Genomic DNA, 13,408 nt, shown 5'->3' on the forward strand with positions numbered 1-13,408 from the left:
TTTCAACGCGTGTTTGAAGCGTTCGATTCATTTATGACGCGAACGGCAAAATTGGTGTTTTCCCAATGACCGGCATCTGGCCAGTAGAAGGTGAAGACGACCGTTGTTTCCTCGGTCGCGTGGCCCAGCGGCAGGTCGACGTAGTAGGTTGACAGCCCTGACGGCGCCATCGGTGCATCTGAAACAGTCGCCCAGTTGTCTGTGCTCCAATGCACCAGAGCCTTGGCTTCCGTTTCGATCCTGAGCGTCTTCCCAAGCGGGATCGAAGACACGCGGTTGTTGAAGCGCCAGATGCGAAGACCGGAACCGGTTTTGTTCTTGATGTAGCGTTCCACGCCTTGAGGCGGCATGTCGAAAACTGTGCCATCTTTCAACGACCGCAGAAGCTTGATGTGTTCGGAATGGGCCCAAACCAGAGGCATAGCGCTGCCGGAGGGGCGTCCCAGGAATAGCTCCTTTTCTGGGAGATCGTGGCCATCCCAAACCTGTTCCGGCAACAGGCCGCCTAAACCTGCCGATTTTTCGAGCGTTGCCAGCAAGGCTTCAGCCGCTTCGCGCCTGCCCGCCGCCAGTTCGTAATGGGCGCGTTCACCGGCCAGTAGAGGCCATGGCCGCCCTTGGCCCGTCCCGTCGAAAGGCGCGCCATCTTCATGCTCGCCGTACCCGTCGCCTGTATAACGATACCAAAGAGGGCCTTGTGGTAGCTCGGCGCGCAGGCTGTGATCGATTGCTTTGATGGTGTCGAGTATATGCGGATCATCGGGGGCGCGAAGACCGAAGCGGACCAGTGCCAACGCATCTGGGCTCAATACGTCGGCTGCCGGCAGCAGGGCCCGATCCGGCGTCTGGTTGCGGATTTCAATTTTGCCCGACGCGCTGACCTCATCGGTGACGCCAATCGGTGCGATGCGGACATAGTGACCGGAGATGCCAACGGATGTGCAGAAATTTTCATCACCGGCGAATGTCCATGTCTCGATCTGTTCGTTCCAGCAATCCGCCGTTTCTCGAAGATGATTGGATGCCACATCATCTCCCTCGAGCGAAAGCAGATCTGCCGCCGCCAACAACGCGGAGATTTCAACCGCCAGCGTGAACGGGCTGTAGCCCGCATCCTCTTCCCAGCGGTCCTCGCATGTAGCGGGGCCGTTGGTGATGATGTAATTTGCAGCGCTGCGTAGCATCGGCATGAAGCGTTTCAACGCCTTGGCATCGAGATGTCCGGAACGGTGCAGCATATCTGTGAGCAGGATCGGAAAGGCACACTCATCCATCTGGATGCCTGGCCAATAGGGCTTCCCGTCAAGCCACAGGTTTTGTGGCCAGCGACCCGACGGCTGCTGGACGAGACGAAGATAATCCAGGATGGCGATTGCTTCGTACACGTCACCTGCGGCGAGAAAACCACCAGCCGTCTCCACCAGATCGCGAGGCCAGACGAGGTGATATCCGCCTAGATCGTCATCGCCCTTCGAAAAGCCCCACGGAATCGAGAGGCTGGCAACGACCGCACCTGGGCGGTCGGCCGCTCTATGGGAGGCCAGAACCGCCGTGGACACACGGTAGGTATTCACGCCGTTTCGGTCTTTTCGATCAAGCGGCAAAAGCTTTTCCTGCCATGCCTGCCAGTTGGCGACATAGTGTTGCCTTGCCCCTTCAAAGCCGTTCTTCAGGCTTTCCGCTGCCGCTGCTGCGGCTTCGAATTCGGTCTGCCCGAAGCCGATGGCAAGGGTTGCCTCCTGGCGATCGCTGGTGAAATCCAGTTCTCCAGCAAGCGCGACGTTGCCGTCATCGGCGCGCTGATACTGTTGTGCAAGTCGCCCGCGCTCTTTCAACTGCCGCCAACCGTCCGATACACCGACAAAGCCGGCGCTCGTTGCGCGCCATGGGATGTCGCAAATCAGCGCGAGGTAACGAGAGCGGCCTGTGGCAAAAAGCACGGGCCTATCTTCGAACTCACCGATCCAAGCCGAATTCAACTGTCCGGCATTGACCAGATGCGGGGCGAGCAGTGCCGTAACCGTGTAGTCGGCTATATCGCCTTTCAGAGCGGTGAAGCGAATATGTTGCAGGACGCTGGCACGGCCAGGATCCGAGACGATCTGTTTCTCGATGATGTAAGACCCGTCACGCGCGGTGTTGGTTATCGAAAAGGCTGGAATTCCCGGAGCCGACGTTTTTGTCTGCGTCACACAATCGCGCTTTTCCTCGGAGAAATAACCGTCTTGACCGGTAACGACAAAGCCGAAGTCACGCGTACAGGCGCTATCGACACGCGGATAGTAGATCTCGTTAAGCACGCCGTGGCTCAGGGTGAACCATACTCTCGAATGCTTGGAAAGCGCAGTGCCGATTCCGGTTTTCGCGCTCGACGTCCAGCGCGCATCTATTCCGGGAGCACCGGGAGCGGTGTCCAACATGATCTGTCGATGTGCGGATATTACGGAAGAAGAGGCGTTCTGGTGAAAATCTGCCATTGCAATGCTGCCTTGATGTGCGGCGAAATGAAGACTGTTCTATCTGGCGCTCGGAAGGTGGGGTTGGTCCAGTCCTGTTAATATTTGTATTCCAACACCTCTAAGGTATTGAGAGCAAATTACGCTTTTGTAATTGTTGAAGAAGCTTGATGCATTCTCCATCCGTCTTCGGACTATCGGTTTCACGTCTTCTTCAAATCCATTGCAACAACGAGATTTTCTCTGTTCGGTTGCATGGAGGAGATCTCGCCTATGAAGAGGCGCTGTGCGACAGAGGAAGCCGTATGATCGCCTGGAATCCATCTTGGCTATTTTTGAGTGTGACGCTCCCGCCATAGAGTTCGGTCAGTTCCTTTGCGATCCCGAGCCCGAAGCCACTACCGTTCACGCTTTCGTCCAAGCGCATCCCCGGCTGAAAGGCTTCCTTGATCCTGTCGTCAGATATGCCTGGACCGTCATCGCCAATGACGATGTCGACGAAGCCCGCATTCTTTATCGATGACAGGGTAACCATGGATGATGCCCACTTGAATGCATTGTCCAGGATATTGCCGAGAATCTCGTCCACGTCCTCGGGATCGCAGCGAACAGCCAGCCGATCTTCGACGTTGCACCGCACCGAAACGCTTTTGTCTCGGTAGATGTTCGACAAAACGAGAACGAGGTCGTCAATACGTGGGCGAAGAGGTACGTTTCGTTGCGCCACTTGCCCAATCGCCGATTTGCGCGCGTCGGCAAGGTGATGGCGGATACGGCGATCGATGCGCTGGACCAGATCCCTTAAACTTCCGTTCGGATCGTTATCGTCGTTCAGGCCAAGCGTCAGGCTGGCGACCGGCGTTTTTAGTCCGTGCGCCATATTGGCAAAATGGACACGCGTATCCTCAAGTCTGCGTTCGTTCAACGCGATGAGCCGGTTGATTTCCGAGCTGACCGGTTTCAGTTCTTCGACATCGGCAGCCGGAAGCGCTGCATGATTTCCGGCGGATATCTGTGCGACGTCTGCGGTTAGGCGCTTCAGTGGTTTAAGACCAAACCGGACTTGCAAATAGGTTCCGATCAGAAGCGTGAGGCCCAAAAGCGCCATGGCCGGGATCAGCCACATGAGCGAACGAAATGCCGGATCCGTCAAGGCCGATCGTGGAGCCGATGCCGTGATCTCAACCTGTTTGTCGTCTATTGCGGCCAGCAATGTGCGCGTATACAGGCCGCGTCCGTTCTCATCGTCGAGCTCGCCCGGCTTGGGTCTTGGCGATGCAAGATCGCGCCAGTCTGCGGTACGCCTACCGAGTTTAAGATTGCGGTGGTCCAACGAGCGTGATGAGAGTGTCGATGCACCGGAATTGATCTGCCAGTACCATCCGGAGCCGGGCCGATCGAAAGGCGGCCCCTCCAGTTCAGATGCCAGTCCAATCTGTCCGGTTCGGTCGAGAACCAGCGCGCTGCGCAGACCTTCGATCTGAGTGTCCAGCCGCTGATCGATTTGTTCGCGCACGACGCCGGCGACGATGAACCAGAGGATCACTGCCGCGACGAGAATGGCACCCGCCACGAACGCTGCGGAAAAGGCTGTGAGGCGGCTGGCAATCGAGGTTGGGCGAATTGGAAATCTCATGACGATGAGGCCGTCATCATGTAGCCCCTGCCGCGCACCGTCTCGATAAAATCCGCACCGATCTTTCGACGCAGCCTGGCGATTATAACCTCGATCGAGTTCGAATCTACCTCGGCATCACCATCATAGACGCGTTCCATCAGCTCGCTTCGGTCCACCACGATTTCCTTGCGCAAGATAAGGCAGGAGAGCACGCGCCATTCCAGCGCGGTCAGCTTCAGGGGAACACCATCTTTTTCGAATGTGCCAAGCTGCGCGTTGAAGGTGATCGAACCACAGGTGACTGTGGCGCTGGCATGGTTGTTGGCGCGTCGCACCAGCGCACGAAGCCGCAGCACAAGCTCCTCAACCTTGAAAGGTTTGGTGAGAAAGTCGTCGGCCCCTGCCTTGAAGCTTGCGACCTTGTCCGGCCACCCATCTCTCGCAGTCAGGACAAGGACAGGCAACGTTCGTCCGGCGTCACGCCAGGAGGCAAGAACTGCCACACCGTCGATCTTCGGAAGACCCAGATCAAGGACCGCGACATCGAAGGCTTCTGTCAGGCCCGCATGCTGTCCGTCTTCCCCGTTTCGAGCGACATCGACGACAAAGTTCTCTGCTCTCAGACTGCTGGCAATCCGGTGCGCAAGATCGGCATCGTCTTCGACGAGAAGGACACGCATGGGGGATGTCTACTCCGTGGGCTCGGGCTATTTACGGGTCTGACGCTTAACTCAAGCTGAACCGGTTGGTTCAGGGTGGTGGAGGCGGCGCTTTGGTAGAAAGGGGCATTCCACTCAAAAAGGAGACCAGAAATGTCTGTTACCCCTGAAACCGAAAACAAGCATCACGATGAACTCAGCCATGCCCACCCGCATCCGAAAAAGCGTTCTGCAGCTGCTGTGACCATTGGCGCCATAGCCATCCTGGCCTTGGGCGTTGCCGGAGGCGCTGCTGCCATGAAGCTGACGCGACCGGCGGGAGAGCTTGCGCCCATCGCACCCGTTGCCATATCCGCCATGCCGGACGACAGCCTCACCAGCGTCAAGGGCAAAGTGGTGGAAATATTCGGAAACAAATTCATCATTCAGGATGATAGTGGGCGTGCGCTGGTGGAAACCGGGCCGGAAGGACGCAGCGGCGCGATCGTCAACAAGGATGAAGTCGTAACGGTTCAGGGCCGCTTCGACGACGGCTTTCTGCATGGAAGCTATATCGTCCATGAGGACGGCAGGACCGATCAACTCGGCCCGGCCGGCAAGCCGCCACGCGGACCGGAAGGTGGCCCTCGCGGTCCAGAAGGTGGCCCGCGCAGGCCCTAAGGCGTTAAATAACGCTGATGGTTTCAAGATCACAGCAGGTTTGACAAAGGTCGCCCAAGATATTGGGCGGCCTTTTTGCGATGGTTGGGCTGACTGTGGCAAGACGCGTCATCGTCTCGGCACAGCACCAGCAGTGGGTCAGCGCTTCACTAGGCCGTTTTCAGCAACAAGACGCCCTTCCTTAAAAACTTTGTGGCGTGTCGGAAAGGCAATTACGGCCTCGGGAACGTGCTCAGCCGCCAGGGATACGAAATCGGCCTTCGCGCCGATCTCGATGCCGTAACCTTCGAGCCTCAGGGCTTTTGCGCCCGCAGCCGTGACGACGTCGAAAGCTGCGCAGAGCTCGTCGTCGGTATAGAAGCCCGATCTGTAGCCGATGATCTCGGCGCGATGCAGCATGTCGCCATCGCCATAAGGCCACCAGGAATCGCGGATATTATCGCTGCCGCTGAAGACGGTGACGCCTTCGCGGCGGAGCAACGCGACCGGCGGAAAATTATGGTTGCCGGGCGCATTGGTCATGATCGAGACGCCGCTTTTGGCGATCCTGGCTGCGATCTTCTTGGCCGCATCCGGGGCAAGATCTCCAAGCCCATAAGCATGACTGACGGCGACATGTCCCTGCATGCCGAGCGCAACAGTCCGGTCGCAAATCTCCTCGATGGTGAAAGCGCCCATCGAGCCCGCATCATGGAGATGGATATCGATATCGACGCCATGCTTTTCGGCAACGCCGAAGACCACATCGAGGTGACCGTTGACGTCGCGATCAAAGCTTGCCGGATCGAGACCGCCGACGAGGTCCGCACCAAGCCCGATGGCGGCGTCGAGAAGCTCGGGCGTTCCCGGGCTTTTGAGGATGCCGCTTTGTGGAAAGGCAACAAGCTGGATATCGATCATATCCCGATATTCCTCACGGACAGCCAGGATAGTCTCCAAAGATGTCAGTCCGACAGAGCCATCGACCATCACATGGCTGCGCATCTGTGTCGTGCCTTTGGAAATGCACAAGTCCAGCTGATTGCGCGCGCGCTCCGCCATCGGCTCAGCCTTGGCCATATTCTCGGCCTGGAAGGCGACGCGCTCATGGACATCGAAGCCGTTGGTGCAGGGGCGATGCGGCACCCATTTGCCGCCATAAAAGCTGGTGTCGAGATGGATATGCCCTTCAACGAAGCCCGGCAGTATCAGATCGCCGGAAAGGTCGATGGTCGTTGCCGAAGACGCTGCTTCTCCGGCCGTGTCGATGGCCGTGATCCGGCCATTTTCCACATGAATGTCGCGCAGCGATCCATCCGCCAGCTTGGCATTGGTGAAAACAGTTTTGGTCATCGGGGTTTCCTTTCCATATATTTTATCATCCGGCATCAGCGCTTTCGCAGACGCATCACGACGTTCGTTTATTGTGGGGCCAGATGGCAGGCGACCTTGCCGCCGCCCTCTCGTGTTCGAACCTCTGGCGCAACTTGGCTGCAAAGTTCGGTTGCGATGGGGCAGCGCGGATGGAAGGCGCAGCCCTTCGGCGGATCGAGCGGGCTCGGCGGTTCGCCGCCCATCAGCGCGCGGTCTCTGTTAGGGGCTGCAACATCGGGGATCGTCTGCAGCAGTAACCGTGTGTAAGGGTGCTGCGGATTGGCAAAGAGCGCCTCGGTTTCCGCTTCCTCGACAATCCGGCCGAGATACATGACCGCGATGCGATCAGCCATATGCCGGACCACCGCGAGATTGTGGCTGATGAAGAGGTAGGTCAGGCCAAGCTCATCCTGCAATCTGCGCATCAGATTGAGGATTTGCGCCTGAACCGAGACATCGAGGGCCGAGGTCGGTTCGTCGCAGACGAGGAATTCCGGCTCGCTGGCAAGTGCTCTGGCAATCGAGATGCGCTGGCGCTGCCCTCCGGAAAACTCATGCGGAAACCGCCCGGCATCGTCCGAGGAAAGGCCGACGATGCGGAGCAACTCCGCCACGCGCGCATCGATTGCGTCTTTGCCTTGCCGCAGGGCAAAGACCTGGATTGGCTCGGCGATGATATCGCCAACCCTCCAGCGCGGGTTGAGGCTGGCATGCGGGTCTTGGAAGATCATCTGGGCTTCGAGCGGCTTGCCGCGGTTCACACCCTTTTCAGCGGGTGCGAAGACGATGGCGCCTTCGCTCGGATCATAAAGACCCGTCACCAGCCGGGCGACGGTGGATTTGCCGCAGCCGGATTCTCCGACAAGCGCTAGGCACTTGCGCTTCTGCACCGTGAATGTCACGTCCTGGACGGCACGCAGATAACGCTTCGGCTTGCGGTCGATGACGCGGTTGAGCCAGGGAGCGGAGACATCGAACACCCGCGTCAGCTGATCCACTTCCAGCGCATTGTTAGAGCTTCTCATGCGACACCTCCATCGTGAACGAGGCAGGCGACGCTGCCGTGATCATTGCGTACCAGCGCGGGTTTCATCTGCCGACAGCGGGGGCCGACATCCGGGCAGCGCGGATTGAACGCGCAGCCCTGTGGAATGGCGTTCAGCCTCGGCATGGCGCCATCGATCTGGGTCAGTCGTTCGACGCGAGCGCCAAGCGCTGGAATCGAGCCCATCAAGCCGCGCGTGTAAGGGTGCTTCGGGTTGCGCAGCACCTCGTCGACCGGGCCGACCTCGATCACCCGGCCGGCATACATGACGGCGACGCGATCGGCGGTTTCGGCAATCACGCCCATATCATGGGTGACGAGCATGACGCCTGCGCCCTTTTCGCGGCAGAGCTTGCGCAGCAGCGTGGTGATCTGCGCCTGAATAGAGACATCAAGCGCGGTGGTCGGCTCGTCGGCGATGATCAGTTGCGGATCGCCCGCTAGCGCGAGAGCGATGACGACGCGCTGCCGCATGCCGCCGGAAAACTGGTGCGGATAATGGTCGATGCGCTCATCCGATCCGGGTATGCCGACCTGTTTCAACAGGCCGATGGCGTGGGTGCGTGCTTCGGCACGGCTGCGATCCGAGTGCAGGCGGATCGTTTCAGCCAATTGCTGCCCAACCGAAAAGAGCGGATTGAGCGAGGTGAGCGGATCTTGAAAGATCGCGCCGACCATGCGGCCACGAACCGTGCTCATCTCCAGCTCGCTGAGATTATCGGTCCGCGTGCCGCCGATGCGGATTTCGCCGGCGGAGATCCGGCCTGGCGGTTCGAGCAGGCCAAGCACCGCCATTCCCGTCATCGACTTGCCCGCGCCGGACTCGCCGACGACACCCAGAATTTCGCCGCGCTCGACGGTGAGAGACACATCGGAGAGGGCGGTCAGGATGCCTTTGCGGGTGGGGAACTCGACGGATAGGCCTTTGACTTCGAGGGCCGGGATTGCTGCCGATGTCTTGTTGGCGGAGGTCATCGCGACACCTCGCTGGAGTGATGCGTGAGCGGATAGCTTGGCGGAAAAATTTCCTCGACCGGCGGATGCTGGAACGTTCGGTCCGGGTATTTGGCGACGAGACCGTCGAACTGGCGCTGTGCCTGGCCTCTGGCGGCGGTGAGGTCGATGCCCGCGACCTCTCCGTCGCGCATCGAAATACGGCCATCGACAATCGTGGCGCGGGTGACGCGACCGGTTGCGCCATAGACGAGGGTCTGGATGGGGTCGATCCGTGGCGCGATCATGCTGTCGGCCATGTCGAAGACTGCGATATCGGCCTTTGCGCCGGACGCGATACGCCCTAAATCCTGGCGTTTCAGCGCATCGGCACCGGCAATCGTCGCGGCATCGTAGAAATCGGCAGACGATCCGGCGTCACCACGGCCTTCGGCCAGCCGGTTCATCATCAGGCCGACCGACATGTTGAGAACCATGTCCGCAGGGGCAGTGTCCGTCCCCATGCCGATGCGGATGCCCATTGCCTTCAGGCGGGAGAAGGATTTGAGCGCCGAGCCGTGGCGGGCGGAAACGAGCGGACAATGAGCGACGGTTACGCCATGGGAGGCATAGCGCGCAAGGTCGTCTTCCGTCGCGACGGTCGCATGCGGGGCGATCAGGTGCGAGGATAGAACGCCGAGCCGGTCCAGCCATTCAGGTGCCGTAACGCCATGCACGCGGCGCATGGTCTGCAATTCCATCTCGCCTTGCGCCATATGCAGGCGAACGGGCATATCCATATCATCAGCATGGGCGAAGGTCCGGCGAAGCAGCGTTTCCGTGCAGGTCTCGACCCGGTCCGGCGCGAACATGCCGGATATCAAACCATTGGCGCTGCCGTGAATGCGCCTGGCGAAGGCTGCGGCCTCAGCCAATTCCGACAAGCCGCGCTCTTCATCGAAGACAGGCTGCATCGCGCCGCTCTCGTCAAGAATGACGCCTCCGCTGCGATATGCGGGGCCTAGCCAGACGCGGATGCCGAGCTCTTCGGCAGCCATCGCCGCCGCTTCGAATTCGGCGACCGTCTCACCCCAGGCGCGATAGAAGAGCGAGGCGATTGGCAGCGCCGAGGTAATGCCGTTCAAAAGCAATTGCGCAAAGGCATAGCGTTTCTGGAAGGCAAGTTCGTCCTGGCTGTACATCTCGTAAGCGCGGGGTGCGTAGTCCGCAGCCCAGACGCGGCCCTTCTTCCAGCCGGGCTGGTTGTCCATGGCAAGCACGGTCGTATCGAGATCGGAGAGCGCGTCCAGATCGACAAAGCCTGGACCGATCAGGGCGTCGCCCATGTCGTAGCGGGCGGAAACCTCGCCTTCGAAATCGCGACCGACCCAGAGGATTTTGTCGTTTTCGATGACGACTTCGCCATCGGGAACGAGGCGTCGCCCTTCCGGCAGATCGGCGACGACGAAGCGGGCTTTGAGCGCCCAGCGACCCGGCGGTCTCTTGCCGAGCGGAAGCATCGACCGGGATGAAGGCGCGGTCATGGGCGTTCCTTCAGACTCTTGCCATCACGCGCAACGACATTGCCCGCGGTGACCACGAGCTTGCGGGGTTGATGCGTGACAATGGCCTCGCCGACGGTTTCCCCTTCGACGATGACGACATCGCCACGCCCGCCGATTTCTAGAGAATGCGCCTCGCGATCCATGGATTTCGCACCGCCCGTGGTGCAGACATCCAGCGCCCAAAGCAGTTCGTCATCGCGCCGAAGATTGTTTTTCATGCCAAGCAGCATGCTCCGCTCCAGCATGTCGCCATTACCATAGGGTCCCCAGGTATCGCGAAAGCCATCGACGCCCGCACCGAAGCGCACACCGGCGGTGCGCAGACGGCGCAGAGACGGCACTTCACGAGACGGTGGGGCGGTGGTGAGGATCGGCACGTCGAGTTCGGCGCAGGTGTCGATCAGCGCCTGCGTCATGTTCCAGTCGGGATGGCCGAGGCAAAAGGCGTGGCTGACGGCGACCTTGCCTTGCATGCCGAGCGCACGGGTGCGCTCGAAGATCAACTCCATGGAAAAGGCACCGAGCTCGCCGCTCTCGTGCAGATGGATATCGATGCCCTTGCCGTGTTTCTCGGCAATGGCGAAAATCGTGTCGAGATGTGCTTTCGGATCACGATCCATGCCGCAGGGGTCCAGACCGCCAACAAGATCGGCGCCCATCGCCATGCCGGCATCGAGCAGTTCCGCCGTTCCGGGGCGGCGCATCAGGCCCGATTGCGGAAAGGCGACGATCTCGATTTCGACGATGCCATCCAGCTGGCGGCGGGTCTCCATCACGCCTTCCAGCGCGATTAGCCCCTGGTCTGTGTCTATGTCGACATGGGTGCGGATCAGGGTCGTGCCGTAGCCGACCGATTGCAGCGCTTGGCGCATGGACTGGATATGGGCGTCCAACCCATAGTTGCGTTTCACTTTGCGCTCATTATCGATCTTGTCGATCAGGCGTGGGCCGACTTCGTTGACATACCAGGGGTAGCCCAGCAGCGATTTGTCGAGATGGGTGTGGGCATCGACAAGCCCCGGAATGGCGATACGTCCGCCGGCATCCTCGACGGTTAAGTCTGTGGCTGCGAGATCCTGACCGATGTCGGCAATCCGGCCGTCACGGATCAGAATATCGGCGGTCGCGCCACCCGTCGGTCTTGTGTTCTTGATCAGAAGGTCGCTCATGGACATTGTCTCCGGAGGGTTTCAGCGCAGTTTGGGATTGAGGGCGTCGCGCAGCCAGTCGCCGAGCACATTAATCGAGACGACGAGCAGGCAGAGTTGCAGGCCCGGAAAGAGCACGATCCACCAAAGGCCAGAGAAGAGGTACTGGTTGCCGATGCGGATCAGCGTGCCGAGCGATGGTTGCTCGGGCGGCATGCCGACGCCAAGGAAGGAAAGCGTCGCCTCGATGAGAATGCCGAGACCGAAATTCAGCGTTGCGGTGACGAGGAGCGGCGTGGTGGTGTTGGGAAGAATATGTTTCAGCATGATCTTCCATTTCGAAAGGCGGATCAGCCGGGCGGCCTGAACATATTCCTTGTTGCGCTCCACCATGGTCTGGGCGCGGACAGTGCGGGCATATTGCACCCAGGCCGATAGCGAGATGGCAAGGACGATAACGCCGGAAGCTCCCGCTTCCCGAAGCGAGGGCGGCAGCGCCTGTCTCGCCAGTGCCGATACGAGGATGGCGATCAGCATGGTCGGCATGGAGAGAAGAACATCGCCCGTGCGCATCAGCAGGCCATCGGCCCATTTGCCATGGTAACCGGCGACCAAGCCAAGCATCGTGCCGATGATTAGCGATACGAAAACCGAGCTTGCGCCGATGATGATCGAGGCACGTGAGCCATAGAGGATGGCTGAGAGCACATCGCGGCCTTGCACATCGGTCCCGAGAATGAAGGGCCACTGGCCTTCCGGCATCCAGATCGGTGGGATTTCAGCGTTCAGAAGATCGAGGGACGCGAGATCGTAGGGGTTCTGCGCGGTGATGAGCGGCGAGAAGAAGGCCGAGCCGATCAAGATCAGAAGCAGTATGGCTGCGGCAATGGCCGAAGGGTGGTGCCTGAAGCTCCACCAGAGATCCGATTGCAGGATCTTCGACAGTCGGGAGGCCCGAGGTGCTTGTGAGGTCTGTTCGATAGCGGTCATAACAGTCTCCTATTCACGCTGCACGCAGCCGCGGGTCGATGACGGCGTAAGCGATGTCGACCAGGGTGTTCAGCGTGACGAAGATGAAGGATACGATGCAGAGATAGGCGGCCATGACAGGGATATCGACAAAGGTCACGGCCTGCATGAAGAGCATGCCCATTCCCGGCCACTGGAAAACCGTTTCGGTCACCAGTGCGAAGGCGATGAGATTGCCGACCTGCATGGCGGTGAGTGTCACGACAGGCATGAGACAGTTCTTCAGCGCGTGGCGAAACCACAGAGCGCGTCTTTTGACGCCGCGTGCGCGGGCGAATTTGATGAAATCGGTTCTGAGCGTCTCCAGCATTTCGGCGCGCACCAGCCGCATCACCAGCGTGATCTGGAAGAGCGACAGCGACAGCGCCGGCAAGACGATGGCCGCACGGCCGGATGGAGTGAGAAGCCCGGTGGACCACCAGCCGATGCGAACGACCTCGCCGCGCCCGTAGCCCGGCAGCCAACCGAGTGTGACGGAAAAGGTGAGGATCAGCAGGATGCCGACGAGGAAGCTCGGGAGGGAGACGCCGACAATGGAGGAAAACTGCAAGGTCTCCGCCCACCAGCGTCCACGCCCGATTGCGGTGAAGACGCCGAGCGGTATGCCGATGGCAAGCGACAGGATGGTAGCGATGATCACCAGTTCGAAGGTCGCCGGAAACCGCTCCGCAATCAGCGTCAGGACGGATTGCTGATTGCGCCAGGACAATCCGAATTCGCCCTGTGCGGCATTGGTGACGAACCGGGCATATTGAACGAGGAAGCCGTCGTTCAGCCCAAGGCGTGCGCGCAATTCGTCGCGTTCGACCTGGGTGGCGCTTTCATTGACCATGATCTCCACCGGATCGCCGAGGAAACGGAAGATCAGGAAGGCGAAGAAGGCAACCGTGAGCATCACGAGAACGGCGTTGCCGATCCGCTTGATGAGGAAGGCGAGCATGA

At 59.8% G+C, this 13,408-nt stretch carries 11 protein-coding genes; 1 reads left to right on the forward strand and 10 read right to left on the reverse strand.

Going from position 1 to position 13,408, the window contains the following annotated elements; genetic code table 11:
• Positions 1–2 precede the first annotated feature (2 nt).
• From QZ869_RS11950 to QZ869_RS11960, 3 genes are all read right to left on the reverse strand, one after another.
• On the reverse strand, positions 3–2,420 hold the full coding sequence (locus tag QZ869_RS11950; protein WP_296104899.1) for a glucan 1,4-alpha-glucosidase: 2,418 nt from the start codon (positions 2,418–2,420) through the stop codon (positions 3–5).
• A 307-nt stretch (positions 2,421–2,727) separates the two neighbouring features.
• Complete coding sequence (locus QZ869_RS11955) at positions 2,728–4,092, reverse strand: HAMP domain-containing sensor histidine kinase (RefSeq protein WP_296104901.1); 1,365 nt, start codon at positions 4,090–4,092, stop codon at positions 2,728–2,730.
• On the reverse strand, positions 4,089–4,754 hold the full coding sequence (locus QZ869_RS11960) for a response regulator transcription factor (protein WP_296019800.1): 666 nt from the start codon (positions 4,752–4,754) through the stop codon (positions 4,089–4,091). The genes QZ869_RS11955 and QZ869_RS11960 overlap by 4 nt, the downstream gene beginning before the upstream one ends.
• A gap of 132 nt (positions 4,755–4,886) precedes the next feature.
• On the opposite strand from QZ869_RS11960, the gene QZ869_RS11965 reads away from it, so the two are divergent.
• On the forward strand, positions 4,887–5,393 hold the full coding sequence (locus QZ869_RS11965) for a hypothetical protein (RefSeq protein ID WP_296104902.1): 507 nt from the start codon (positions 4,887–4,889) through the stop codon (positions 5,391–5,393).
• Positions 5,394–5,531: 138 nt separating this feature from the next.
• Here QZ869_RS11965 and QZ869_RS11970 read toward each other — a convergent pair whose 3' ends face one another.
• The 7 genes from QZ869_RS11970 to QZ869_RS12000 all read right to left on the reverse strand — a co-directional run bounded on the left by QZ869_RS11970 (position 5,532) and on the right by QZ869_RS12000 (position 13,406).
• Entirely contained in the window at positions 5,532–6,725 is a 1,194-nt protein-coding gene (locus QZ869_RS11970; protein ID WP_296104904.1) for an amidohydrolase family protein, read from the reverse strand.
• A 68-nt stretch (positions 6,726–6,793) separates the two neighbouring features.
• Positions 6,794–7,771 (reverse strand): ABC transporter ATP-binding protein, encoded by a 978-nt coding sequence (locus QZ869_RS11975; RefSeq protein ID WP_296104905.1) that lies wholly within the window; start codon positions 7,769–7,771, stop codon positions 6,794–6,796.
• Positions 7,768–8,766: an ABC transporter ATP-binding protein gene (locus QZ869_RS11980; protein ID WP_296104907.1), complete on the reverse strand. Its 999-nt coding sequence runs from the start codon at positions 8,764–8,766 to the stop codon at positions 7,768–7,770. Before QZ869_RS11980 ends, QZ869_RS11975 begins: the two co-directional genes overlap by 4 nt.
• Positions 8,763–10,268 (reverse strand): amidohydrolase family protein, encoded by a 1,506-nt coding sequence (locus tag QZ869_RS11985; protein ID WP_296104909.1) that lies wholly within the window; start codon positions 10,266–10,268, stop codon positions 8,763–8,765. Before QZ869_RS11985 ends, QZ869_RS11980 begins: the two co-directional genes overlap by 4 nt.
• A complete protein-coding gene (locus tag QZ869_RS11990; RefSeq protein ID WP_296104911.1) occupies positions 10,265–11,458 on the reverse strand; it encodes an amidohydrolase family protein in 1,194 nt (397 codons plus the stop codon). The genes QZ869_RS11985 and QZ869_RS11990 overlap by 4 nt, the downstream gene beginning before the upstream one ends.
• A 21-nt stretch (positions 11,459–11,479) precedes the next feature.
• Positions 11,480–12,427 carry an ABC transporter permease gene (locus tag QZ869_RS11995; protein ID WP_296104912.1) on the reverse strand — a complete coding sequence of 316 codons (948 nt, stop codon included), beginning with the start codon at positions 12,425–12,427 and terminating at the stop codon, positions 11,480–11,482.
• A gap of 13 nt (positions 12,428–12,440) precedes the next feature.
• Entirely contained in the window at positions 12,441–13,406 is a 966-nt protein-coding gene (locus tag QZ869_RS12000) for an ABC transporter permease (protein ID WP_296038919.1), read from the reverse strand.
• Positions 13,407–13,408 lie beyond the last annotated feature (2 nt).

Source organism: uncultured Agrobacterium sp., assembly GCF_913777885.1.
In the GTDB taxonomy this organism is placed as follows: domain Bacteria; phylum Pseudomonadota; class Alphaproteobacteria; order Rhizobiales; family Rhizobiaceae; genus Agrobacterium.

Excerpts from the sequence above, each read along its gene's own strand:
- QZ869_RS11980 (WP_296104907.1), bottom strand. The coding sequence starts at position 8,766 with ATGACCTCCGCCAACAAGACATCGGCAGCAATCCCGGCCCTCGAAGTC.
- QZ869_RS11970 (WP_296104904.1), bottom strand. The coding sequence starts at position 6,725 with ATGACCAAAACTGTTTTCACCAATGCCAAGCTGGCGGATGGATCGCTG.
- QZ869_RS11985 (WP_296104909.1), bottom strand. The coding sequence starts at position 10,268 with ATGACCGCGCCTTCATCCCGGTCGATGCTTCCGCTCGGCAAGAGACCG.
- QZ869_RS11995 (WP_296104912.1), bottom strand. The coding sequence starts at position 12,427 with ATGACCGCTATCGAACAGACCTCACAAGCACCTCGGGCCTCCCGACTG.
- QZ869_RS11990 (WP_296104911.1), bottom strand. The coding sequence starts at position 11,458 with ATGAGCGACCTTCTGATCAAGAACACAAGACCGACGGGTGGCGCGACC.
- QZ869_RS11975 (WP_296104905.1), bottom strand. The coding sequence starts at position 7,771 with ATGAGAAGCTCTAACAATGCGCTGGAAGTGGATCAGCTGACGCGGGTG.
- QZ869_RS11950 (WP_296104899.1), bottom strand. The coding sequence starts at position 2,420 with ATGTTGGACACCGCTCCCGGTGCTCCCGGAATAGATGCGCGCTGGACG.
- QZ869_RS11955 (WP_296104901.1), bottom strand. The coding sequence starts at position 4,092 with ATGAGATTTCCAATTCGCCCAACCTCGATTGCCAGCCGCCTCACAGCC.
- QZ869_RS11960 (WP_296019800.1), bottom strand. The coding sequence starts at position 4,754 with ATGCGTGTCCTTCTCGTCGAAGACGATGCCGATCTTGCGCACCGGATT.
- QZ869_RS11965 (WP_296104902.1), top strand. The coding sequence starts at position 4,887 with ATGTCTGTTACCCCTGAAACCGAAAACAAGCATCACGATGAACTCAGC.
- QZ869_RS12000 (WP_296038919.1), bottom strand. The coding sequence starts at position 13,406 with ATGCTCGCCTTCCTCATCAAGCGGATCGGCAACGCCGTTCTCGTGATG.